This window comes from Aeribacillus sp. FSL K6-8394 (assembly GCF_038008865.1).
GTDB classification, from domain to species: domain Bacteria; phylum Bacillota; class Bacilli; order Bacillales; family Aeribacillaceae; genus Aeribacillus; species Aeribacillus composti.
Window position 1 is genome coordinate 21,553 of the sequence record NZ_JBBPAA010000003.1, and the last position, 24,123, is coordinate 45,675.

A 24,123-nucleotide genomic window follows, 5' to 3' on the forward strand; every position below is an offset into this window, starting at 1 on the left:
CTGTGAAAGAAATGGTAGATTTATTCATTAACGAGTTTTATAGCTTCTTGATAAATTTTTTCTGCATTCGGTAAAACAAACTGTTCAAGCGGGCGGCTGAAAGGAATCGGCACATCTGGTACAGCCAATCGTTTGACCGGAGCTTCTAAGTCATACAAGCCTTCCTCTGCAGCTATGGCAGCAATCTCCGCCGTCATGCCGTATGATAAATAATCTTCATCTACTACAAGTAATCGATGAGTCTTTTTAATGGATTGCAGGATTGTTTCACGATCTAACGGGACAAGTGAACGCAAATCGATGACTTCTGCTTCAATTCCTTCTTGCTCCAGCTTTTTGGCAGCCTCCAATGCATGATGAGTCGTCATTTGAATCCCTACAATTGTTATATCTTTCCCTTCCCTAACAACGTTTGCTTTTCCTAACGGCACCGTGTAGGCTTCTTCCGGAACATGACCGACTGATGCGTCTAATTGATCCATCCATCCTAAGCCTTGCAGCGTTTTATGGAACATAAAGACTACAGGATTATCATCCCGAATGGCTGAAATCATCATCCCTTTTAAATCATATGGAGTGGATGGAGCCACCACTTTCATTCCCGGCAAATGCGCAAACGTTGCATACAAAGTTTGAGAGTGCTGAGCAGCATCACTGTACCCTCCGCCAACAGCGGTCATCAGCACGATCGGCAGCTTCACTCGACCGCCCGACATATAAGGGATTTTTGCCATATGGTTATAAATTTGATCCATGCAAACGCCAAAGAAATCGACAAACATCAATTCAACGATCGGCCGCATTCCTTCGGCTGCTGCGCCAACGGCCGCTCCAATAAATGCAGTTTCAGATATCGGGGTATCAATCACTCGATCTGATCCAAATTGTTGAAATAATCCTTCTGTCGATCCGAAGATTCCCCCGTAAACTCCGACATCCTCCCCCATGACAAACACGTTTGGATCTCGCTCCATCTCCAATTTAATCGCTTCCGCCATGGCTTTATTTCCCGTTAATAAGCGCGTTTTTGTTCCTTGCACAGCTTATAACCCCTTTCCTGTTTATTTACGAAACGTATAAATCTTTTAAAGCATCTTCCGGATTCGGATAATTGCTGCTGCGTGCAAATTGATAAGCAGCGTCTACTTCCTGTTTTGCTTTATTTTCAATGATGTCAAGATCGTTTTCCGCTATGTTTTGTTCAGAGATTAATAGATTTCGAAGGCGGATGATCGGATCTTTATCCCGAAGAAGCGACACTTCATTTTTATCTCTATACAACTCCGGATCCCCTTGGAAATGCCCCAAGTAACGATATGTTTCAATTTCAATAATCGATGGACCTTCGCCTCGTCTGGCGCGTTCCACTGCTTCTTTTGATACTTCGTACATGCTGATCGGATCGTTGTCTTTGACGTAATATCCTTTAATGCCATATGCAGCTGCACGAACATCGTTAGATGCTACAGATGTCGATGCTGTTTTCGGAACAGAAATTCCGTACTGATTATTTTCAATCACCACAATAAGAGGTAAATTCCAAAGTGCTGCCATATTTAATGACTCATGGAAAGCTCCTTGATTGGCAGCTCCCTCTCCGATAAATGAAACCGCAACCCAGTCTTTCCCTTTTTTCTTAGCAGCTAAAGCTGCTCCAAGAGCGTGTGGGATTCCTGCTCCAACAATTCCTCCGCAGGAAAACTTGACATCCGGATCAAACAAATGCATATGTCCTCCCTTGCCTTTGCCAAGCCCGGTTTCTTTTCCGAAAATTTCAGCCGTCATTTTATTTAGGTCAACGCCTTTCGCGATGGCATGATGATGAGGCCTGTGCGGCGACGTAACCGTATCTTCTTTTTTCAAATGAACACATATGCCAACGGCTGCCGGTTCTTGCCCTGTTGCCAAATGCATCTCGCCAGGAACAGGACCCGCCCCAATATTGAAAACCGGATTTTTCCCTTCAGTATAAGCTTCTGCCATTTTGTCTTCGTAATAACGGATTTTGTACATGTTTTCATACATCCATAAAAGATCATTTTTAGAAATTGCCAATGTATTCTCTCCCTTCTACCAAAATAGAAAACGGTTTCAAATAGTTAAATGCAAAAATTGTGCCAAACTACATTTTTCGTGATTGATATATTTAGTTTCATTGAAAATGAATAAGATTTTCTTATGCTACACAAAAAACGTCCCGTTTTGGGACGCTTTTTAGAGACACAATGATACAATTTGATACGAAATGAAACAAATGATATTAATAAGGGATTTGAAATCTTTGCATTTGCCGATAAAAAGTGCTTCGTGATATCCCTAAATATTGCGCAGCTTTTGTGATGTTGCCGTTATATAGACGTAAAGCTTGCAAGATCGACTGCTTTTTCATTTCATCTCGATGAATAAACACCGTTTCCGATTTTGGCTTGGAGTCCGTTTTTATAATTTCCTCAGGCAAATCTTTAATAGTTAAAACAGGCTTCGTCAATTTGTTTAAAGTTCTTTCTACTATGTTTTGCAATTCTCTAATATTTCCCGGCCAATGATAATGTATTAACGCTTGAAAAAAATCCGGTTTGATTTCAGGAAAAGGCTTATTTAACTTTTCACAATTTTTTTCAATAAAATGATGAACAAGGAGCGGTATGTCTTCTTTTCTTTCTCGCAATGACGGCAAAGTGATCGGCATGACATTAAGCCGGAAAAACAAATCCTCCCGAAAGCTGCCTTTTTCGACCTCTTCCCGAAGATTTTTGTTCGTCGCTGCGATGATGCGAACATCAACAGGCAAAACTTTATGCCCGCCGATTCGCACCACTTCCTTTTCTTGTATGACTCGTAAAAGCAATACTTGCATTTCCAAAGACATTTCTCCAATCTCATCTAAAAAAAGCGTACCGCCATCGGCAAGCTCAAATTTTCCTGCACTTCCCCCTTTTTTCGCTCCGGTAAAAGCACCGTCCGCATAACCAAACAGTTCGCTTCCTAATAAATCTCGAGGAATTCCGCCGCAATTGATGGCTATAAAAGGCTTATGCTTTCTGTCACTTTCATTATGGATCGCTTGTGCAAACATTTCTTTTCCCGTACCGCTTTCTCCTAAAATTAATACATTTGAGTCCGTTTTTGCTGCTAGCTTCGCTTCGTTTACTTTTTGGAGAAACTGGGGATGCTTCCCGATCATATCAGAAAAAGTGATTTTCGCCTGATTGCCTGATAAATGATTAATAAATTGTCTTATCTTTTGAATCTCTTTTATAATCATCATTGAACCGATCCATTGGCTGTCTTTATAAATGGGGAGTTTATCAACTAGAACATGAAAAACTTTGTTTGACTGTTTTATTTTTAAGTGCAGTTCATGATTTTGAAGATGTCGAGGGCGATTGGAAATAATCGATTTGTTGCTAAAAACTTCGCTGATCTTTTTCCCTTCCAGGCAAGAATGATTCAATTGAAGCAGCTTTTTTAATTGATCATTCACTTTAATAATGAGCCCTTCCGTATCGAAAATGAGGATGCTCTCTTTCATATTATTGGTAGTCGCTTCAAGAAATCTTTGCATCATAATGTTTTTTTCTGTCTTTTCAATCAGCTCCAGTTGGTACTCAATCGCTTTCACTGCTGACACTACCATTCCTAAAGTATGTGGATGCACTTTTTCATATGGGCCTGAAACATTTAATACGCCGATTATCTTTCCTTTTGAATCGTGAATGGGCGCAGCCGAGCATGTCCATGCCTGGCAAATTTCCGAATAATGCTCCTCAGCATATATTTGTACAGGTTGATTGATCACAATCGAAGTGCCGATTGCATTCGTTCCCATTGCTTGTTCACTCCAATCAGCACCTTCCACAAATTGAATATCAGCTGCCATCTTTAACGTATCAGCGTCGCCAATTGATTTTAACAACTGTCCCTTTTCGTTGCAAAGAATCACTAAAAAACCCGAGCCCTTTACGATTGAATACAATCCTTCCATAAACGGAACCGAACATTCAATTAAAGGCTTGTAATGGTCTATTTCAATTTTTTTTATTTGACCGTATCGCTGAAAAGGGTCAACTTCCATTTCTTTGGAACGAATCCATGAATCTTTTACAATGGGAGATAATTTTTCGTCGAGCTTATTTTCAAAAATAAAGCGCTTCCAACATTGTTTGACATACTCTCTTTTCTTCATCATAAAACACCTCCTTCAATTGTTGATTGAAGCTTCTCCGTCCAATCGCATCACATGCCAGCTTACAATGTTTATCGTATTTTTTAATATTCTCCTTTATTGTAGCATTACAAAAAAGCTGTGAGAACTAGCGATCCACTGAATGAAGCTCCTTTTATTTTGAAACTTTTTAAATCAAAAATGCTGGAAACCCCCTTTTGCTTTTTCAATCATGAGAAATTGGGGCTCCCTTCTTTTGATATCCCGTAAATACAGAAATTTACAGTTGCCGATCGTACTGGACACATCGACAAAATTGTACAAAATTGGTCATAAAAAAAACCGATTCCAAAAGATTGGAATCAGCCTTATTTGCTGCTGCACGGAAGGCCAAATCATTCTCTTTTTTCCATTATGCATGTGTTTGGAAATTTGTATTGCCAGTTATCAACTTGATCGGATGGTGATTTGGCAAAGCTCTGTTTTTTCTAAAAGAAACGGTTTCATGGCATTTAAACAGTAATTCCTAATGTTTAAAATCAGTGATTTTTTAATATGTTTCATAAAAAAAGACGAAACGATTTTCAAACGACTCCCCATTGTGAACAAATATTGATCAGTATGATGATGTTTTCAAACGGCTTCCTTCATTACATAACAACTGAATTGAACTGATAAAAAAATATATACAATGGTAGGAATTTGGGCAGCTATAAAAGAATAAAGGTTTTTGGCAATGGGAAAGAAGTATAATATATTGAAATAATAAAATGCTCTATATTCTGGGAGGATAACATAAAGTTATAACGGGGGAACGTGAATCGTATTAAAACGATCATAAAAATTATTGTGAAAAAATTATCATCGGAGCTGTCCTATTCATTTATATTATGTTTTCTTTCTCCTTTTCTTTCGTTAATTGTTTTAATTTGTTGGACAGCTCCATAAACCAATTTTCATCTTTTGTTAACAAGGCTAAATCAATTAATGCTTTAATCTGCTCTTCATTTTCTATTGGAGATACGGGCAATTTTTTTACCCAATGATTTAATGTTTCAACTGTTTTACCAACGACGATTTCATTGTCGCAAGCCATAACTTTTACTCTTATAATCTTTTGTGATGAATCTATCGTTTCAACATAACCGTAAATAAATTCGCCGCTTTTTGTTTTTCCTTTTACCCAATCCCCTACTTTCACTGGCAACTGATTGATTCCTTCCATTTTATACACCACCACTTGCAGTATTATAGAGATCTGTTTTGAAATACTAAATATCTATGTTGTTAACAGAAATTATTACATGATAATAAAGGGAACGCAAACAATTTAACCTGGGAAATAATAAAAATTTTAAAATTCCATTTTTTCAAATATATACCTTATAATAAATGTTTTCATATTTATTGCAATAGACAAACGTTCAGCACATTTGTTCCATGTGAAACATAAATCAGACAGCCGGCTCAAATTTTACCTGTTGTGCGGCAAATCGTTATTGAAGGAAGGTGCAACTTTCGGCTGTCCTTTCGTTTAAAGATAAAAAAATCTACCCTTTGTGATCAGCTGAGCAATAGCGAGAAAAAAGTTTTTTTAAAATAATTCTTCATGCAAATGAACCATTACATGCTCTTCCTGAAGCATGTACACAATCGACGAAGGAAGCCCGTTAATACATCTTTTCCAAAGCTGGCGCACGATCTATCCACAAGCAATTTCATACTGTATTTCCCATTCAAAAAAACAAAAATTTCCAATTGGCCGCTTCCCACTCTTTGATAAGAAAAACTATTGCATTTCTTCCGTCTTTTCCTTATTAAGTATCACTATGAATCTACAAAAATGAACATTTAGCATTTATTGATTTAAATAACCTTTTTTGTAGTCGGTGATGTTGGAAAAGGAGGCACAAATTCGCTTTGCAAATAGTCATAGATTGCTTTTTCTACAGATAATCCCCTTTCGGCAATGCCTTGATTGCCAAAAAGAACATTAAACTCAAGAATATAATAATGTCCTCCGCTTACCAGTACATCAAAACCGGCATGATTAATATTCAATTGTTTTGAGACATTCAACACAAGCTCGCAAGCCTCTTGCGGTATAAAATCAAAACAGAGGCTGCCTCCCTGGGCTACATTGTGGAGAAACTCCCCTTCCGCCCCTACCCGCCAATAGGCGGTCAAAATATCCTTTCCAACGATACAAATCCGCAAATCTTTTCCATCGTTTTCTAAATATTCTTGTACGTACAGCACATCATTCCGATTGGCATATTGATAAAAATCATACTCATTTTTTATTAAAAAAGTCCCCTGCCCCATTGAATTCCGGGCTTCCTTTGCAACAAATGGGAATGGGAAAGTTTCCAACACTTTTTCGATATTGCTTGGGGTGCTCGCCAATATTTCCGTATATGGAACATGCTCTGGCGCCACCGTCCAAAGAGCTCTTGTCATTTCCACCTTGCTGAAGCCCAATTGCAAAGATTCAATGCTCGGAAAAATTTTTTTCTTTAATCCGTATACAAGAGCAGGGGCTTGCCACGTTTCAGGAAAAAGAACAATATCCGCTTGTCGAATGGTTTCTAATTCTTTAAACATATTATCAGGTTTTATATAGTGAACACCTGGAATTCCGATAGTCCGGTATGCATTAAAAGAAACCATTTTCATAAATATGCGACCACACTCCAAAACATATAGCGATTTTCTAAATAAATAATAGAATCTTCATGAAATTTTCGCAAATAAAATTTTCAATTGTTTCCCCGTTCAAATGCCGTGGGAAATTTTTTGCTTCATTATGCATTTTGAAAGGGATTAGACAGGCGGATGTTTTTATGCTATTACTTCGACTCTGAAGTGGAAAAAGGGAATCCCCTTGTTTTTATTTATAGTGATCCCGCCAGTGCTGCAAGTGATTACGCCTGAGAAAGCGTATCACCATTGCTCCCGGGGCGCAGGCAATATTTTATGATCTGCCATTCCGTCATTACTAAGTATCTGAGAGAGGCGCAATCGCAGCAACGACTTGGATGTCCTTCTGACAATTATGGACGAATCCAGTCAGTATTCGGAGCGTGATGTATGCGACCAATGTAATCGAACAGACGATCAAGGAGATTCGGAAACGTTTGAAGTCGATGTACAGTTTGAACTCAAAAGCTGAGGAAAACAATTCAGGATTTTAATGAGAAATAGGCGGAGAGAAAGCTTCAAGAATTTGCCGAGGCTCATGAAGGGATAGCCGTCATACGCCAGCTGTTTTCTAGTAAAAATTGTAAACATATACAAAAGCCAGTATAGAAAAATGAGCTGTTTTTCTATACTGGCTTCATCTTATTAGGACTTATCGGATCACTAAATAATGTAAAAAGGGGCATATAAGGAACACCGCTTTTCCACACGTAAGGGTGAATATTTAGTCTTCTTCTTTCAGCTGAATAACATTTTAGTGATACTTTATCGAATTAATGTAAACATAATTATTAACCCCGTTGCAAAATACTGTTCTAAAAAACCTGATACACACATTTTTCAATTTGTAATGGCTATCTCATAGCTACCTTCTGCGTGAGAACGTTATTGCCCGAACCTAGTCGCAGGCGAATATAGGCTTCATAAGCCGATACATTTGGATTGATGCGCATCATGATCGTTTTCTTTGCTTTTCCATTTTCATCTGCTGTCAGTTTGCCGATATTGAAATAACCGTAAGTGGTTGGCCATGTTCCGTCCTCAAATTGGATTTGCGAAATGCTTTTGCCGCCTGACAAATATATTTGGATTTGTGCATTTGCTACTGTTTGGCCAGGTGTTAAACCATTCATCACCACTTCTACCGGAAATGGTATACCACCGAGCGGAATGAATTTCGGTGTTAACAATTGATATTTCTCTTCACCACTAGGCGGCGTCTCAACATTTGACTGACCGATACCGACTGTTTTGGTAAAGACGTTGTTTCCAGCCCCTATGCGAAGACGAATATATCCTGTTGTTCCGTCTTGTACCATTGGGTTAAGCCTCATTGTCAGTACTTTTTCCGCCACACCATGCTGATTGGCTTGAATGCTCCCAACACTTTGATAACCGTAAGTGGTTGGCCATGTTCCATTCGGAAGCCGAACTTGCGAAATTGATGTACCACCTTCTAAATATACTTGAATTTCTCCATTTTCAATGACTTGTCCCGGTTTCATATCTGTTAATTTGAGTGTTACTTGAAAAGGTTCTCCGCCAGTTGGCAAAAATTCAGGTGTTTCAATGTTATATTTAATGTCTTTTGGAGGATCCATTTCCGAGCCAAATGAACCGTCAGCAAATGTCGATTGGTCATACCAAAGATAACCTTCATTCGGTGAACGCCAAGGCTCAGGCTTCAGCTCCTCAGAATGCTCTGGGGTTTCCATTTCTAATATTGGTGAAGGCTGATCAAGCGGTATACCAAGTTCAGAGAAGGTCAGATAACTTTCTTTATGAGACAGCCATTCGACAATTTTCATTAGCAATTGGCCATTATCTTTTTCAGTAAATCCGTCGTACGTTCTCTTGACTCCGCCGTGTTCTTCATTTCGATATTTAGGGGTGCTGTCTTCCACCACAGAAGAGTCGCCGATGAAAGCGGCCTTTCCTCTTTCTTTTTTTCCTATCGCTACAAAGGGCCCTTCATGAATTCCGCCGCCAAAATAAACCCCTTCGTCAACTGCATTGCTCCATTTGTTTTCTTCTACAGTAAGCCCATCAGGCAAATAAACAATCCCTTTAGCAATTTCCGGATTCATAATAGCCAGTGTAGAACCTGCATGAATCGATATTTCATCAATGCCATTCGTTATTCCAAAGGATTCATCAGATGGTACAATCACATTTGCTGTTGTGTTATCTATCGAGTTAAAACGAAATCTTACACCAAATTCTTCACTTAGCCAATCAGTGCTTTCAACACCGGCCATTGCGGCTTGTTCACCTTGATCCATCCCTTTTGTTGGATTATCAAAAGCCCCTCTGCGCCAACCATTCATAATTTCATTTGAATCCCAACGGTTAAAATTTCGGTCGGCATTATAGTGGTCGGCAATAAAAAATACGCCTCCCCCTTGTTCTGCAAACTCGGCAATAGCATCTTGTTCAGACTTCTTAAAAGGAATTTGTGCCTCTGGAATAATAAAAACATCATAACCTTCTAAATCTTCCAGAGTAAGCGGATCTAAACTCCGATGCTCCTTCACTGTATATCCCGCTTCAAGCAATGCATTGGCAAAATCGGAAAATGCACCATCAATCACCCAATCGGACTGTCCTGCTGTTTGGCCATGGCTGTTATCAAACAAAACTTTCTTGCCGTTCGGATCGCTAGGAACTAAGATTGGGGCCGGATCATTCGGACCTTCTGCACTTACAGTTACGTTTTCCAAAGCAATAATAAAAAACGCCAATACTGCCATAAGGCCCTGCAACAGCTTCTTTCTCATAATTACTCTACCTCCATAATTTATTAACTCAACAAGGCAAAAAGCCTTTTATTGAGTTCAGCCATTGTTGCTGAAGCTTCCGATATACATTGCTGCCTTATGAGCATCTGCTAAACTACCTTCTTGCGCAAATAGCCGGAAATGATATCGACGATCGTAACCATGGCAATGATTCCTAATAAAATAATACCGACACGACTCCAGTCGCGAGACTGCATGGCAAATATAAGCGGTGTACCGATTCCGCCTGCACCGATGATTCCTAAAATGCTTGCGGAACGGAGGTTAATTTCAAAACGATATAAGGTGTATGAGATAAATCCAGGAATGATTTGTGGAACAACGGCAAACCATAGCGTTTGCAAGCCGCTTGCTCCTGTAGCTTTCAAAGCTTCAATTGGTCCGAAATCAATATTTTCCACTTCTTCTGAAAACAATTTGCCGAGCATCCCGATGGAATGGAGTCCGAGCGCCAACACGCCGGCAAAAGAGCCAGGGCCTACTACTTTAATAAATAACAACGCCATCACTAGTTCTGGAAATGTTCGGATAAAGCTTAAAATAAATTTTCCTATTCCTGCCGCAATCTTCCCTTTCGTCATGTTATTAGCCGCCCAAAAAGCAAACGGTATACATAGAAAAGCTGAAATAAATGTGCCTAATACAGCAATCGCTAAAGTATCTAATAGCCCTCGAAGCAAATCTTCGCCATCGGGCAAGTAAACATAACCCCAATCAGGAGAAAGAATGCCGGATAAAATTGCTTTTGTAATTTGGCCGGCCGTTTCTTTAAATCCTTCTATTGGAATACCAGATAATGCCCATACATAAATAACAGCCAATGACACATATATACTCCACAGCTTAAACTGGTTCTTTTTTGGTTTAACTGGTCTTGCAACACTCTTCATAATAGTTTCTCCCGCAATTTAGTACTAATATAGTCGATCAACAAAACAACCATTAATGTAAAGATAATGATTGTACTCACTTTGTCGTATTCTAGAAAACCTAATGTTTTATCATAATATTCTCCGATTCCTCCTGCTCCAACTAGCCCTAATATAGCTGCAGCCCTTATATTGATTTCAAAGGTGTAAAGAACGAATGAGACAAAGTAAGGGGACACTTGTGGAACGACAGAGTAGACAATCCATTGAATTTTGTTGGCGCCAACTGCCGTCATTGCCTCCAATGGGCCTTTATCAATACTTTCCATCGCTTCATAAGTTAATTTTGCGATAATGCCCATTGAGAAAACAGCTAAAGCAAATATTCCTGGTAATGGCCCCAATCCGAAAATCGCAACAAATATAGCGGCCAAAAGCAGTTCTGGAAGGGTACGAATTAAATTTAAAATAAATCGGAACGGGTAATAAATCCAAGTGTTTGCAGCGATGTTGCTTGCGCATAACAAAGCAAATGGGACCGCAAGCAAAGCTCCCATCGTTGTCCCTATAACCGCCATGCGGAATGTGTCAAGCATTGCCGGAACAATATCATCAAAATATGACCAGCTGGGAGGATACATTTGCACAAGCAAATCAAACATATTTGGAAACCCTTCAACAAAATCGATGAAAGAACTTTCCGTTTGATAGGCGCTCCAGCCGATCAGCAGCACAATCAACGCTGCTGTCAAGTAATGCTTTATTTTAGTAGGTGCTTTAGGAATTTCTTGTTTAGTGAATCGATTCATATTTAAACTCTCTATCCGCTTCATTTGTTCCCACCTCAAAAGGCTTTCCATATATTTCAGAAAACCGTTTATCTGTCGCTTCCCTAGCAGATCCGTCAAACACAATTTGTCCTGCTTTCAGGCCGATGATCCTTGTGGCATATTGTCTAGCTAAATCGACCGAGTGCAGGTTGACAACAAGCGTTATTCCTAACTCTTGATTGATCTTTTTTAAATCATCCATTACTTGTTTTGTTGTCAAAGGATCTAAAGATGCTACAGGCTCATCCGCTAAAATGATTTTAGCTTTTTGCGCCAAAGCTCTAGCAATTGACACTCTTTGCTGCTGTCCTCCTGAAAGCTGATCCGATCTGGTGTACGCTTTTTCAAGAATATTCATTCGTTCCAGAGCATTCATGGCCAAATCCACATCTTCTTTTGGAAACCATCCCAAAACGGTTCGGAGAGTAGAATGGTAGCCGACTCTTCCAGATAAAACATTTCGCAAAACAGTCGACCTTTTCACTAAATTAAAATTTTGGAAGATCATCCCAATGTCGCGGCGGATGCGGCGGAGTTCCTTCCCCTTTGCTTTCGTGATGGATTTCCCATCTATTGTTATTTCTCCGGAACTAATTTCAAGCAATCTATTAATAGAACGTAGCAACGTTGATTTTCCAGCGCCAGATAAACCGACAATCACAACAAATTCCCCTTTTTCAATTTTTAAATCAATATTTTCCAATCCTACTACACCATTGGGATAGATTTTTGTAACACGATGAAATTCTATCACTCTGCATACCAACCTTTTTTTAAATAATTTATCGAAACGTCCCGATGTTGCTTTATCTATTCATAGAGATTAGCCAGTACGAACGATTCGACTGGCTATATTTTATGAAAATACATTATTCAGTTTTCACTTTTTCAGCATATTCCCTGACGATATCGAAGTTGCTGTCTTTCGATTCTATGTAGCCTTCATGCGTATAGATGTCTTTTATAATCGCATGCCCCTCTTCATCTTTTCCAATATCAATAAAAGCTTTCTTGATTTTGTCAATCCATTCCGAATTCATGTCGGAACGGACGGAAATCGTATCGTTCGGAATCGGTTCTGTAAACTCAATGACTTTCGTATCTTCGAAAACAGTTGGGTAATCTCCTGCTACGGTATTGCGGGCATCTTGGAAAACAACCGCACAATCGACATCACCGTTCAAAACAGAAATAATCGCTTGGTCGTGCCCTTTTACTGTTATTCCTTGCACATCTTTTAATGGATCAATCCCATTATCCATCAGCGTGGCGGCCGGCCAAACATAACCTGCAGATGAAGTGACATCTTGAAAAGCAATTTTCTTTCCTTTTAAATCTTTCACACTATTAATAGCAGAATCTTTTTTCACTACAAAAATTGATTTGTAATTGTCTACTAGTTCATCTGTTGGCTGCCCGGTCTCATCATCCACTCCGTAACGTTGCGCTTGAAGAATTACTTCAGCAGCACCTCTTTCTTTCGCCAGCACATAGGCATTTGGCGGCAAAAATCCTACATCTACTTTTTTGGATTCCATTGCTTCAACAATGGTATTATAGTTCGTTGAAACACTCACCTCTACAGGTATACCCAAACGATCCCCCAATAACTTTTCAAGCGGCTTTGCTTTGGCTTCCAATGTATCTGCATTTTGAGAAGGTACAAATTGTACAGAAAGAGTTTTCGGAATATACCCTTCTGATTCTTTGCTGCTATTAGTTTGTTGGCTTGAGTCCCCGCATCCGCTGATGACCACCGCTGTTAAAGCTAGTATTGTTCCAAAAGCTACTAATTTTTTAAACATATTAATTTCCCCCATATCTTTTTGAAAATCTAATTTCCATTTTAACACCAATTTTTTTATTATTTGTAAATGTTGTTATAAAATATTAATAATATTTTGTTAACTTTGTAAATTTTTCTTTTCACTCAATTATTCGTTTCATTTTTGCAACAATTTGTTATGATGAAAAAAGGAGGAGGAAAATAATGGAGAAGGAAACTACGATTCATTTGCTTGTGACTAGCGATCTTCACGGCTACATTTACCCGACCAATTACCGAAACAAAGCTGAACAAAACTTCGGACTGGCCAAAATAGCCACGATTATAAAAGAAAAAAGAAAAAAAGGGAACGTGCTCTTACTTGATAATGGAGACTTGATTCAAGGAAGCCCGTTGACTTATTATCACGCAAAAAGGAGACCCGACAGTGAAAATCCGATGATTCAAGTTATGAATGATCTCCAATATGATGCATGCGTATTGGGAAATCATGAATTTAATTATGGGCTCAATTATTTGCAAAAAGCGATTCACCAATCTGCTTTTCCTTGGCTGTCCGCCAATATCTTAAAGCAAACAACAGGAGAGCCTGCTTTTGGAACACCTTATTTCGTCAAAGTATTGGACGGTGTCAAAATTGCTGTACTTGGTGTAACCACTCATTTCATCCCTAATTGGGAAGAACCGCGAAATATTGAGGGACTCGTTTTCAAAGATGCATTGCAAACGGCTAAATTATGGGTGAATGATATTCGTCAAAAAGAAAAACCAGATGTGATGATCGTCTCATATCATGGAGGATTTGAAAGGGATCTACAAACAGGAGAGCCTTTAGAACAGCTGACAGGAGAAAACCAAGCCTACCAAATGTGCCAAGAACTAGAGGGTGTTGATATTTTAATCACAGGCCATCAGCACCGCCCACTCGCAGATAAACTAAACGGCATCACAATCATTCAGCCAAGCCATCTGGGGCAATTTTTGGGTGAAGTGACGATGAAAGTTAGACAAAAGGCAAATGGAAACAGCCCCGCAATCGTTAGTCATTCCAACTTAATCAAAATTGATGAAAAAATGGAAGCGAATCAAGATGTTTTGGCATTGATATCCGATATTGAACAAGAAACGCAAAAATGGCTGGATCAGCCGATCGGAACCGTTATTGGTGACATGACCGTATCTGATCCATTCAAGACCCGATTACAAGACAATCCTTTTATAGAATTTATCAATAAGGTGCAAATGGAAACAGCCAAAGTTGATATTTCTGCCACTGCCTTATTCAATAATGACTTGCCTGGATTCAAACAACATGTTACAATGCGCGATATTGTTTCCAATTATATTTATCCGAACACATTAACTGTCATCCGCATCAGCGGCCAAGATATTAAAGATGCTTTAGAGCAAAGCGCCAAGTATTTTACGGTTCAAAACGGAACAATCTCTGTCAATCCCGCTTTCTTATATCCTAAACCGCAGCATTACAATTATGATATGTGGGAAGGAATTGAATACGAATTAAAAATCTCTAATCCAGTTGGCCAACGAGTTGTGAAGCTAAATTATCACGGCAGCCCATTGGAGCTTGACAAAGAATATGATGTCGTCATGAACAGCTACCGCGCAGGTGGAACAGGCAATTTTGATATGTTTAAAGAAAAACCGATCGTTAAAAATATCCCCATCGACATGACCGAACTCATTGCCAACTACATATTAGAGCACAAAACTATCATCGCAGCTTGCAATCATAATTGGAGGGTAGTTTTATAGTAGTAAAAGCATTTTCCGATTTGCCCGCTTTTTATTTAAAACAAATGCCACTAATAGGTATCAAAGATTACTTGTCCAAATATCACAAAGGCTTACAGCAACAAAAAGTCATTAATAACAAATTTGATATCAACGATGATTATATAAAAATGATTTTTTCGTTATGAAAATGTGAAGCGTTTTATTCGCACACATCAAAAAAGAAGATTTAGGATTTTCCTAATCTTCTTTTTGCATGAAAGTATATTTCACCATTCCCCTGAACAGGACATGGATTATTTAAGCAGCTGTCTTAACTCTTCGGTCATTTGTTCAACCAATTCAGGTCTGCCATGAAACTGAGCTGGAGTATTTTGAAAAAGCTGAATACGCCAAATTCCTTCCGTTTTCACTGCAACAAGTGTATGATGAGTGTTCACATCAGGATTTAAATCGGACTGGCCGTGAGGAACCATACCGGCAATCGCTCGTAAAATAGCGATATCAGGAGCTAGAAACCGGACATTTTTCACTTTGCTGACAAATTTAGCTGTCTGGTGGTGTTCAAAGACGGACTGGAGATGTGCGAATATTTCATCGCGTCCAATCGACTGACTGCCATCGAAACCAATGCTTTCGCCATCCTTAGTAAACAGATCCGTCATTCCGCTAGCAGTTCGATTGTTCCACGCATTGATTAGTTGCTGGTACAGCTCTTGAACTTCATTTATTTGAGAATTTTCCATCGTTTATCACTCCGAAATGTAATTCTTTGTTCTATGATAGCCAATCAACTGAAAAATTTTTTTATAAAATGTTGCCGATTTAATATTTACGTGCAGTTTTTTCTTTTGAAACCTCTGCTTTGAAACGCTGAGACGAATGATCAAAAGCATTTTTTATAGAAGCTTGACAGCGTATAATACTTCAAAATGAAAATTTTCTTCTTTTTTCACTTCAAACGGCATTTATTTGATGTGCAATCACTTTAAAAGGGCATTATTTTTCCTTCTGTTATTGTAAGAATATGTTTGTTCTTCAATTAATCTGTTGGAGATGAATGCCTGAGACAGTCTGCAAATACCTTCCGATCCTCTAAAGCCACTACTATAATCAGCAAACAATCATTCTTTCAATCATATTGCCATTCATTTACTGGGAGTGTTGCTACTGACGGCTCTTTTTTTCTATTTCCATACTGCTGCATATTTTTTTTGATATTTCGGATCTTCTTCCTTTTCAATTAAATCGAAGGCAAGCTGCTTGATCGCTTCATCCTGCACTTTATCATACAAGTTTCGCAGCCCTTGAATAATATCGAACCAATAAGTGTCGCATGTTTTTCGTCAACACAGTTGTCAAACCGAGCTGCCAAATGACGGATGACCATCTCTTTTTGCTTTTCCCCAGCTAAACCAATCCTCCAAATAGTCTGCAAACTATGTCTGGCAGTTACAAACTTTTTATCATAGGTTACTTCCCAAACTTGAGGAAAATCCTCCAACATTCGCTGTTCGGGATCGCTGATCGCTAAGCGGCTTAAAAACTGAGCAGCACGCGAGCGCTTATGAGGGTCTTTACTTGTCAGCTCTTCCTTCAGCTGATCCCATACTTCATACGCCCAATCGACTTCTTCTTCAGTGATCTTCATAATGCTGCTGTACGCTTCGTACTGCGCATTTCTATCACTTGACTGCAATTCCGCAAAATAATGCCTCGTTCGTTCATCCACTATTTATCGCCCCATTTATGCCTTATTATGCTTGATTTTACCTTAGGCAAAAGTGAATAGGCAATGGCTGCAATATGTAAATGCCGAACGATCATATCGGAGGTACAGATCCAAAAAGCCGAAGTTTGATATGGAAACTGGCTCATATTCCATGTGAAAGCAAGTTTAAAATATTAGCAGAGAGCGAGCATGAAAAAAAGCCGCTGTATCACCAATAATTGGCGTTCAAGCAGCTTTTTTCAATTACTTATTTAAACGGATTTTTCCATTCCATTAGAACAGCATAGTTACGGGATTCCTCATCCTCCAAATAATTAGCCACAATTCCAAGAGGCGTCCGTCCGCAACGGAGGAGAAATGAAATAACCGGGTCTTTTAAATCTCCGCTGACGACAGCATCGACATATTGTTCAGCTGACATCTCATCCGCATATTTATAATATCCCGGCATTCTGCCGCCGCCGAGCAAGCGATCCAATCCTTTATGGACAACTACTTCGTACATTGATTGCATAAGCCATTTTCCTAAATCCAGCTTTCTGTGGGACGGACGGATGCAAATATCCACAACATATAAAGTGTTGCCATTCGGATCATGGTTACGGATATAGCCGTTGTCCGTTATCTCTTCCCAAGTATGATCAGGATGGGCGGGATCAAAATTCACGATTAAAGATGTCATCGATCCTGCTAACGTTCCTTCTACCTCAACACATAAAGCGCCTTCCTGAAACAATGTCACGTGATTCGTTAATTGCTCTTTATTCCACCAAAGTTCTGATGGAAAAGGCGGCGGAAAGCTTTCCTTTTGAATTTCAATTAATTCATCAAAATCTGCTTCATTATAATTCCTTATCACCACTTCGACATTGCGACCTTGATTATTCAGATAAAATCTCTTTCTGTAACGGCTCATCTCCATTCCCCTTTCGTCCATGAACACTTAAATCAGGATACAAATCAAAGCGGCGGTCTCTCCAAGTGGTGACAGATCCGTTTTCTCTCACTTTGTATAAGAGAGATAAATCAAGATCCGCCGTAATAATCATATCGTGGTTTATTTCCCCCTCCATCAAGATCCCGTTTTTCGGAAATGGGATGTCGTTCGGAGTAATGACCGCTGCCTGGCCAAAATTTGCCCTCATAAAATCAACGGTAGGAAGCGAACCTACTGTCCCTGTTGTCACCACATAGATTTGATTTTCAATCGTTCTGGCGTGGCTTGTATAGCGCACTCGTTGAAATCCGTGGCGGTCATCCGTACAAGATGGACAGAAAACAACGTCAGCTCCCATTCCTCGTACAATTCGAACAATTTCCGGAAATTCGATATCATAACAAGTTAACATGGCAATCTTTCCTTTTTCGGTTTCAAATATTTGAACCGTTTCTCCTGGAGTTAAATGCCATTCTTTCACTTCCGTCGGCGTCAAGTGAAGCTTCGCTTGTTCTGCTATCCGGCCATCGGGATAAAATAAATGGGCAGTATTATACAATCGTCCCTCTTTTTCGATAATATGAGTGCCTCCAATAATATGCATGCCCGTTTCTTTAGCAAGCGATGTAAATAGTGAATAATATCGATCCGTATAATGAGGTAAATTTTGAATCGTCTGCTTTTGATTCGGAATGGACAGCAATTGAGTCGTAAAAAATTCAGGAAAAAGAACAAAATCAGCAGCAAACTCTTCTGCGGTTTTAACATAATGCGTTACTTGGTTTGCAAAATCTTCAAAGCTCCCGATGGAATGAAGATGATATTGAACAGCAGATACTCGTATTTTCATGCAGCCTCTTTCCCTTCATCATAATCTGTTCCCCGCTTATTACTGAACAAAGTATAACATAAAACCAGTTTATTTTAATTTAATTTGATTTTGTGTAAAGCATTTTGCTGGAACAAAAGAGAATACTTGAACTATTTATTTAGAAGTGAAATAATTCACTAAAAATTAACAGACAAAACGAAAACAAGCCGTTTGACTGCCGGTGATTTGGCGTTCAAGCGGCTTGTTTTATTCCATTTTTAAATGCTTTGCTCGTATTTGGCAATAAGTTCTTCGTTTTTTCCGACTAAACCGAGTTTAAATGCTTTTTGAATAATTTTTGCTACTTCAGCATTGAAAAATGGATCTCCACCATACCTCATCTTATCATCCAAAATTTTATTATGGAAATGAGACGTTTCTCTGGCTAAATCTTCATTTACAATTTTCCCTTCCTTTATTGCGTCCATAAATTCATAAAAATCCATTTTGCTGTTGTATTCTTCTCTTGTCTCGTTGCCATAAGGGCTGCCTGTTTCCAAATGTTTTTTGAACGGAGCTACAAGCGTCAATTGCGTATAAGCAGCAAAATATTGAGTTTCAGTAATATTCATATAGGATCACTCCCTAACAATTGTAAAATTTACATAGCCACAATAATGTCTTATTCCTTATTTTATAAAATTTCCAATTTTTATATCGGTATAGACTGGAATATTTTTAATATAAAAACAAAATTTAACAAGAAGTATTCTGACCTCACATCCGCCTTTAATAAACCTTTAAAACTCTTAAACGATGTTGTAAACGGCTCATCGCAACATTAAACCTGTTTCATTTACCTTGTAAAATCAATTATAATAAGGGCAAAGATCATTTTTTACCCTCGGGAACAGCAATCTTCAGAAAGCCGGAAAATGATTTTATACAATCAATTATAGAAAAATCGCAAAAAAAACACCGCTATCCGCTCAATCATGCACAATATAGGACAGCGGGAAAAAGTCTAACAAACATAAGTGAAAAAAGTGTGGTGAAAACATTGTTTAAAATTTTGCTCATTGAAGATGACACCACCCTGTTTCATGAAATCAAAGAACGGTTATTACAATGGTCTTATGATGTATATGGCATCACAGATTTCGGAAAAGTGATTGAAGAATTTACCGCCATTAAACCTGATCTTGTCATCATTGATATTCAGCTTCCAAAATTTGACGGATTCCATTGGTGCCGCATGATCCGCTCCCATTCCAACGTTCCGATTATTTTTTTATCATCGCGAGATCACCCGACCGATATGGTGATGTCAATGCAGCTTGGAGCGGATGATTTTATACAAAAGCCGTTTCATTTCGAGGTGCTTATCGCAAAAATACAAGCCATTCTCCGCCGAGTATACAACTATAATACAGAACAAATGAAGCTGAAGGCATGGTGCGGAGCGACAGTCGATTATGAGAACAATACGGTCACAAATGCTAAAGGAACGATTGAACTAACTAAGAATGAACTATTGATATTAAAGCATTTGCTTGAGAAGAAAAACAAAATCGTCAGCCGGACAGAATTAATCAAAAGCCTGTGGGATGATGAGCGCTTTGTCAGCGATAATACATTAACGGTCAATGTCAATCGTTTGCGAAAAAAATTGGATGAGCTTGGGTTGGGACGCTTTATTGAAACGAAAGTCGGCCAAGGCTACATGGCAAAGGAAGAGGCAGCCGTATATGATTAAAAAATATATTATTGAAAGAAAGAGCTGGATCCTTCTCGTTTTATTCATGCAGCTATTTATCGTTTTTGTCTCTTATCTTGACACAACCATTTCATTAAGATCCATTCTTTATGTTGTCTTTTTATTGATGATGATTTTTATTATTTTTGTCATCATCCGCTACAATAAAGAAACAAAGTTTTATAAAAGCTTAGAAGGATGGGAAAACAACCTTGATTTAACAAGCATAGCGGATGCGGAAAGCCCTTTCGAAAAAATGGTTGAACAGCGGATTATAAACCAAACGAACCTTTTGAAACAAGAGGCTTCGCAAAATCGGATAGCGCTGGAACAGGAAAAAGATGAATTGCTATCATGGATTCACGAAGTCAAAACACCGCTGACAGCAATGCATCTAATCATTGAACGGTTAGATGATGAAGCCATCAAAGCACAATTGACATATGAATGGCTGCGCATTCATCTGCTGCTTGATCAGCAGCTACACCAAAAGCGAATTCCCTCCATAGAAAATGATTTATACATTGAAAATGTTGCGTTAGAACCAATCATTTTCAAGGAAATCAAAGCTTTACAATCATGGTGTATGCAAAAAGGAATTGGATTTGAGGTCGAGCTAGAGACTGCCGAAGTCCTCAGTGATGCAAAGTGGCTCGCCTTTATCATCAGACAACTGTTGACAAACGCAGTAAAATACAGCGATTCATCCGATATCATCATTCAAAGCTATCGGCAAAATGATCAAACAATGATAGAAGTGAAAGATTTTGGCCGTGGCATTGACCCGAAAGATCTGCCGCGTATTTTTGACAAAGGCTTCACATCCACGGCCGCACATCAGGACAATGCCGCAACAGGCATGGGATTATACTTGGCGAAAAAAGCCGCCGAAGCATTGCTGATCAATATTCAAGTCGAGTCAAAACTTGAAGAAGGAACGACTGTTACCTTAACCTTTCCAAAGAAAAATGAATTTGTCCGTATTACAAGCATGTGACAATTTTGTCACATGCTTTTTCATTTTGTTCGCTGAATCGAAGGAAAAATACAAGAAGGACGATTATGATAAAAATATCAAGGAGGGACGCGATATGTATATTTTAGAGGCAACAAAAATTTACAAAAGCTATGGAAACAAATTTAATAAACAAGAAGTGTTAAAGGGATTGGACATTCGTGTAGAAAAGGGAGAATTCGTCAGCATCATGGGGCCATCCGGCTCAGGGAAAACGACATTGCTCAATGTTCTATCCTCCATTGATCAAGTCAGCCAAGGAACGATCAAAATAGAAGGAACAGACATTGTCGGCATGAAAGAAAAACAGCTGGCGGAATTCCGCAAAAGGCACTTAGGATTCATCTTTCAAGAATACAATTTGCTCGATACACTGACAGTGAAGGAAAACGTCCTGCTGCCTTTATCTATTACAAAAACAGCAAAAAAAGAAGCGGAACAAAAATTCAATGAACTGGCAACAGAACTGGGCATTTATGAAATAAAGGATAAATATCCAAACGAAATTTCCGGCGGCCAAAAACAGCGCACTTCAGCAGCAAGGGCATTTATTCACGAGCCGAGCATTATCTTTGCCGACGAGCCAACAGGCGCCCTTGATTCAAAATCGGCATCGGATCTGTTAAACAAGCTGCAAGAATTAAATCAAAAACGAAAAGCCACCATTGTCATGGTCACCCACGATCCGGTCGCAGCCAGTTTCTCAAGCAGGGTCATTTTCATAAAAGACGGGCAAATTTATACCCAATTAAATAGAGGGGAAGAAACAAGACAAACGTTCTTCCAACATATTATGAAAACCCAAGGGGTATTAGGCGGTGTGCAACATGAACGTTAAGCAGCTGATATTCCGTAATTTGAAAAAAAATTTGAAAAACTACTATCTGTATGTCTTTGCCTTAATTTTTGCTGTGGCTCTTTATTTTGCCTTTGTTACATTGCAATATGACCCGTCAATGGACGCAACAAAAGGGTCGATTAAAGGGGCTGCTGCCATTCGAACAGCATCCGTATTATTGATTGCCATTGTGACCGTTTTTCTTTTATATGCCAATAACATCTTCATTAAACGGCGCAGTAAAGAAATTGGCTTATTTCAATTAATCGGCATGACAAAAGGGAAAATATTCCGCATTCTTACGGCTGAGAACTTTTTCATTTATTTCAGCTCATTATTCATTGGAATCTTTATTGGATTTGCCACCTCCAAATTATTCATCATGATTTTGTTTAAAATTACCGGTGTTCAGGCAATTGCAACACTTGCCTTTTCACCTCAAGCCTTTGTACAAACAGTGATTGTTTTTAGTGCAGTCTATCTTTGTATTATGTTGATGAATTACGTATTTATTAAAAAGCAAAACATTTTATCTTTATTTAAAGTTGCTTCCACAACGGAAGTGAAAAAAATATCCCTGCTTGAAATGATTATCGGAATTTTTGGCATTTTCTTGATCATTTTAGGCTACTATATTTCGTCTAAATTATTTGATGGTGACTTTACAACGATGAATGAGCTTTTCCTAGCCATGATCTTTATATTAGGATCTGTTATTATCGGCACATACTTATTTTATAAAGGGACGGTCAGCTTTATTTTCTATCTTATTAGAAAAAAGAAGAGCGGCTATTTAAACATTTATGAGGTGCTATCTCTGTCATCGATCATGTTCCGCATGAAGTCCAATGCCTTGTTATTAACCATCATAACAACCGTCTCCGCCCTTGCCATTGGATTGTTATCGTTAAGTTATATTTCCTATTATTCTGCGGAAAAATCTGCTGAGAAGAATGTCGCCGCCGATTTTTCGTTGACGAATGCGGAAGATGCCAAGCAATTTAAAAAAGCATTAGAGGAAAAAAACATTCCATACAGGGAAAAAATGATTGATGTCATCCAAGTAAGCGCCAATGTCACGCAAATATTAGATCCAAATCTAAAGGAATTACAATTTGACCCGGCCGCCATGACTATTCCGATGATTAGCGATGATGACATCGGAAACATCGATCTGTCTCCGGATGAAACTCTGTTTGCCGGCTATAATGATTTGCTGCAGAAATTTATGTCACTGAAAAGTTCCGGGCAAATCGAATTAAAAGGCCGTCACGAAGTCATCCCGCAAAAATATTTAGGTTTAAAGAAGGAATACTACATTTCCTATTATTTCACAAGCGGCGGCCTGCCTGTCGCCATTGTGGACGAAACCATTTTTGAACGTTTAAAAAAGGATATGAACCCGAAAATACAAAAAGATTCGACGGTTTATATAGGAATTGATATTGAAGAAGAAGCAAAGATAGAAGAAGCCGATGAAATTTTTCAAAAAATTTCGTTTAACGGCCAACATGATTCCCGGCTCGCCATGAGCAGCCAACAGAAGCAATCGATGGGGCTTATCATGTTTATCGTCGGCTTTTTAGGTTTAACTTTTTTGATTACATCCGGCTGCGTTCTTTATTTTAAACAAATGGATGAGAGCGAAGATGAAAAGCCAAATTATACGATTTTAAGAAAACTCGGCTTCACACAAAGCGACTTGATCAAAGGAATTCAAGCCAAACAAGCTTTTAATTTTGGGATTCCTTTGATCATCGGACTTTTCCACAGCTACTTTGCCGTTCAATCCGGATGGTTTTTATTCGGCACAGAGCTCTGGACGCCAATGATCCTCGTCATGCTTCTATACACAGCCTTGTACTCGATTTTCGGCATCTTGTCCGTGCTCTATTATAAAAAGGTAATTAAAGCGGCGCTTTCATGATAAAAAAAAATGTAAGCTTCAGTTCCCTATAAGGTGCTGAGGCTTACATTTATTAAATGAATAAAGCCGATCGGTCAAGCCCTAATTATTGTGTAACATCTCATTCCCGCTCTGAAACCTAGATTCCTGGTAAACTTAACCGCTTCCTTTTTACACAAAGTCCAGGACTTGATCAGCCGATCCTCCCAAATCCAAAAACTGCTG

Annotated in this window: 19 protein-coding genes and 2 pseudogenes; 6 read left to right on the forward strand and 15 right to left on the reverse strand. The window is 38.8% G+C overall.

The window, feature by feature from the left end:
* Positions 1 to 20: 20 nt before the first annotated feature.
* The 5 genes from NSR00_RS16820 to NSR00_RS16840 all read right to left on the reverse strand — a co-directional run bounded on the left by NSR00_RS16820 (position 21) and on the right by NSR00_RS16840 (position 6,841).
* A complete protein-coding gene (locus NSR00_RS16820) occupies positions 21 to 1,040 on the reverse strand; it encodes an alpha-ketoacid dehydrogenase subunit beta (RefSeq protein ID WP_340789909.1) in 1,020 nt (339 codons plus the stop codon).
* Positions 1,041 to 1,065: 25 nt separating this feature from the next.
* Positions 1,066 to 2,055 carry a thiamine pyrophosphate-dependent dehydrogenase E1 component subunit alpha gene (locus NSR00_RS16825; protein WP_144597639.1) on the reverse strand — a complete coding sequence of 330 codons (990 nt, stop codon included), beginning with the start codon at positions 2,053 to 2,055 and terminating at the stop codon, positions 1,066 to 1,068.
* Positions 2,056 to 2,260: 205 nt separating this feature from the next.
* Complete coding sequence (locus NSR00_RS16830) at positions 2,261 to 4,189, reverse strand: sigma-54-dependent Fis family transcriptional regulator (RefSeq protein ID WP_340789911.1); 1,929 nt, start codon at positions 4,187 to 4,189, stop codon at positions 2,261 to 2,263.
* Positions 4,190 to 5,048: 859 nt separating this feature from the next.
* Positions 5,049 to 5,390 (reverse strand): IDEAL domain-containing protein, encoded by a 342-nt coding sequence (locus NSR00_RS16835; protein WP_063389111.1) that lies wholly within the window; start codon positions 5,388 to 5,390, stop codon positions 5,049 to 5,051.
* A gap of 641 nt (positions 5,391 to 6,031) precedes the next feature.
* Positions 6,032 to 6,841 carry an ATP-grasp domain-containing protein gene (locus NSR00_RS16840; RefSeq protein ID WP_340789912.1) on the reverse strand — a complete coding sequence of 270 codons (810 nt, stop codon included), beginning with the start codon at positions 6,839 to 6,841 and terminating at the stop codon, positions 6,032 to 6,034.
* A gap of 321 nt (positions 6,842 to 7,162) precedes the next feature.
* Between NSR00_RS16840 and NSR00_RS16845 the strand changes: the two are divergent.
* Positions 7,163 to 7,474, forward strand: a pseudogene (locus NSR00_RS16845) (IS256 family transposase); the annotation flags it as partial.
* A gap of 245 nt (positions 7,475 to 7,719) precedes the next feature.
* On the opposite strand, the gene NSR00_RS16850 reads toward NSR00_RS16845, so the two are convergent.
* From NSR00_RS16850 to NSR00_RS16870, 5 genes are all read right to left on the reverse strand, one after another.
* Positions 7,720 to 9,642 carry a DNA-binding protein gene (locus NSR00_RS16850; RefSeq protein ID WP_340789913.1) on the reverse strand — a complete coding sequence of 641 codons (1,923 nt, stop codon included), beginning with the start codon at positions 9,640 to 9,642 and terminating at the stop codon, positions 7,720 to 7,722.
* 110 nt (positions 9,643 to 9,752) lie between these two features.
* A complete protein-coding gene (gene phnE, locus NSR00_RS16855; protein ID WP_445659590.1) occupies positions 9,753 to 10,556 on the reverse strand; it encodes a phosphonate ABC transporter, permease protein PhnE in 804 nt (267 codons plus the stop codon).
* On the reverse strand, positions 10,550 to 11,341 hold the full coding sequence (gene phnE / locus NSR00_RS16860) for a phosphonate ABC transporter, permease protein PhnE (protein ID WP_340789964.1): 792 nt from the start codon (positions 11,339 to 11,341) through the stop codon (positions 10,550 to 10,552). The genes phnE (NSR00_RS16855) and phnE (NSR00_RS16860) overlap by 7 nt, the downstream gene beginning before the upstream one ends.
* Entirely contained in the window at positions 11,325 to 12,116 is a 792-nt protein-coding gene (gene phnC, locus NSR00_RS16865; RefSeq protein ID WP_340789915.1) for a phosphonate ABC transporter ATP-binding protein, read from the reverse strand. Before phnC ends, phnE (NSR00_RS16860) begins: the two co-directional genes overlap by 17 nt.
* A 115-nt stretch (positions 12,117 to 12,231) precedes the next feature.
* Entirely contained in the window at positions 12,232 to 13,167 is a 936-nt protein-coding gene (locus tag NSR00_RS16870) for a phosphate/phosphite/phosphonate ABC transporter substrate-binding protein (protein WP_340789916.1), read from the reverse strand.
* 185 nt (positions 13,168 to 13,352) lie between these two features.
* Here NSR00_RS16870 and NSR00_RS16875 point away from each other — a divergent pair, with 185 nt between their 5' ends.
* Positions 13,353 to 14,924, forward strand: coding sequence for a bifunctional metallophosphatase/5'-nucleotidase (locus NSR00_RS16875; RefSeq protein ID WP_340789917.1), 1,572 nt, complete (start codon positions 13,353 to 13,355; stop codon positions 14,922 to 14,924).
* Between the two features lie 275 nt (positions 14,925 to 15,199).
* On the opposite strand, the gene NSR00_RS16880 is transcribed toward NSR00_RS16875, so the two are convergent.
* The 5 genes and pseudogenes from NSR00_RS16880 to NSR00_RS16900 all read right to left on the reverse strand — a co-directional run bounded on the left by NSR00_RS16880 (position 15,200) and on the right by NSR00_RS16900 (position 19,015).
* The gene (locus tag NSR00_RS16880) at positions 15,200 to 15,649 is read right to left on the reverse strand and encodes an SgcJ/EcaC family oxidoreductase (protein WP_063389118.1); all 450 of its coding nucleotides are present in this window, start codon (positions 15,647 to 15,649) and stop codon (positions 15,200 to 15,202) included.
* A gap of 441 nt (positions 15,650 to 16,090) precedes the next feature.
* Positions 16,091 to 16,635 (reverse strand): annotated as a pseudogene (locus NSR00_RS16885) (hypothetical protein).
* A 247-nt stretch (positions 16,636 to 16,882) separates the two neighbouring features.
* A complete protein-coding gene (locus NSR00_RS16890; protein ID WP_232515623.1) occupies positions 16,883 to 17,551 on the reverse strand; it encodes a GNAT family N-acetyltransferase in 669 nt (222 codons plus the stop codon).
* A complete protein-coding gene (locus tag NSR00_RS16895; protein ID WP_340789918.1) occupies positions 17,517 to 18,422 on the reverse strand; it encodes a carbon-nitrogen hydrolase family protein in 906 nt (301 codons plus the stop codon). The genes NSR00_RS16890 and NSR00_RS16895 overlap by 35 nt, the downstream gene beginning before the upstream one ends.
* Positions 18,423 to 18,661: 239 nt before the next feature.
* Complete coding sequence (locus NSR00_RS16900; protein ID WP_066251453.1) at positions 18,662 to 19,015, reverse strand: hypothetical protein; 354 nt, start codon at positions 19,013 to 19,015, stop codon at positions 18,662 to 18,664.
* Between the two features lie 428 nt (positions 19,016 to 19,443).
* Here NSR00_RS16900 and NSR00_RS16905 point away from each other — a divergent pair, with 428 nt between their 5' ends.
* The 4 genes from NSR00_RS16905 to NSR00_RS16920 all read left to right on the forward strand — a co-directional run bounded on the left by NSR00_RS16905 (position 19,444) and on the right by NSR00_RS16920 (position 23,919).
* Positions 19,444 to 20,139, forward strand: coding sequence for a response regulator transcription factor (locus tag NSR00_RS16905; protein WP_340789965.1), 696 nt, complete (start codon positions 19,444 to 19,446; stop codon positions 20,137 to 20,139).
* Positions 20,132 to 21,136: a sensor histidine kinase gene (locus NSR00_RS16910; RefSeq protein ID WP_340789919.1), complete on the forward strand. Its 1,005-nt coding sequence runs from the start codon at positions 20,132 to 20,134 to the stop codon at positions 21,134 to 21,136. Before NSR00_RS16905 ends, NSR00_RS16910 begins: the two co-directional genes overlap by 8 nt.
* 94 nt (positions 21,137 to 21,230) lie before the next feature.
* Positions 21,231 to 21,992 carry an ABC transporter ATP-binding protein gene (locus NSR00_RS16915; RefSeq protein ID WP_339193663.1) on the forward strand — a complete coding sequence of 254 codons (762 nt, stop codon included), beginning with the start codon at positions 21,231 to 21,233 and terminating at the stop codon, positions 21,990 to 21,992.
* A complete protein-coding gene (locus NSR00_RS16920; protein WP_340789922.1) occupies positions 21,982 to 23,919 on the forward strand; it encodes an ABC transporter permease in 1,938 nt (645 codons plus the stop codon). Before NSR00_RS16915 ends, NSR00_RS16920 begins: the two co-directional genes overlap by 11 nt.
* Positions 23,920 to 24,123 lie beyond the last annotated feature (204 nt).

What these genes read in the sequence shown, in the direction of transcription:
- NSR00_RS16830 (WP_340789911.1), bottom strand. Translation starts at nt 4,189, where the DNA reads ATGATGAAGAAAAGAGAGTATGTCAAACAATGTTGGAAGCGCTTTATT.
- NSR00_RS16835 (WP_063389111.1), bottom strand. Translation starts at nt 5,390, where the DNA reads ATGGAAGGAATCAATCAGTTGCCAGTGAAAGTAGGGGATTGGGTAAAA.
- NSR00_RS16840 (WP_340789912.1), bottom strand. Translation starts at nt 6,841, where the DNA reads ATGAAAATGGTTTCTTTTAATGCATACCGGACTATCGGAATTCCAGGT.
- NSR00_RS16850 (WP_340789913.1), bottom strand. Translation starts at nt 9,642, where the DNA reads ATGAGAAAGAAGCTGTTGCAGGGCCTTATGGCAGTATTGGCGTTTTTT.
- phnE (WP_340789964.1), bottom strand. Translation starts at nt 11,341, where the DNA reads ATGAATCGATTCACTAAACAAGAAATTCCTAAAGCACCTACTAAAATA.
- NSR00_RS16870 (WP_340789916.1), bottom strand. Translation starts at nt 13,167, where the DNA reads ATGTTTAAAAAATTAGTAGCTTTTGGAACAATACTAGCTTTAACAGCG.
- NSR00_RS16875 (WP_340789917.1), top strand. Translation starts at nt 13,353, where the DNA reads ATGGAGAAGGAAACTACGATTCATTTGCTTGTGACTAGCGATCTTCAC.
- NSR00_RS16880 (WP_063389118.1), bottom strand. Translation starts at nt 15,649, where the DNA reads ATGGAAAATTCTCAAATAAATGAAGTTCAAGAGCTGTACCAGCAACTA.
- NSR00_RS16890 (WP_232515623.1), bottom strand. Translation starts at nt 17,551, where the DNA reads ATGAGCCGTTACAGAAAGAGATTTTATCTGAATAATCAAGGTCGCAAT.
- NSR00_RS16895 (WP_340789918.1), bottom strand. Translation starts at nt 18,422, where the DNA reads ATGAAAATACGAGTATCTGCTGTTCAATATCATCTTCATTCCATCGGG.
- NSR00_RS16900 (WP_066251453.1), bottom strand. Translation starts at nt 19,015, where the DNA reads ATGAATATTACTGAAACTCAATATTTTGCTGCTTATACGCAATTGACG.
- NSR00_RS16910 (WP_340789919.1), top strand. Translation starts at nt 20,132, where the DNA reads ATGATTAAAAAATATATTATTGAAAGAAAGAGCTGGATCCTTCTCGTT.
- NSR00_RS16915 (WP_339193663.1), top strand. Translation starts at nt 21,231, where the DNA reads ATGTATATTTTAGAGGCAACAAAAATTTACAAAAGCTATGGAAACAAA.
- NSR00_RS16920 (WP_340789922.1), top strand. Translation starts at nt 21,982, where the DNA reads ATGAACGTTAAGCAGCTGATATTCCGTAATTTGAAAAAAAATTTGAAA.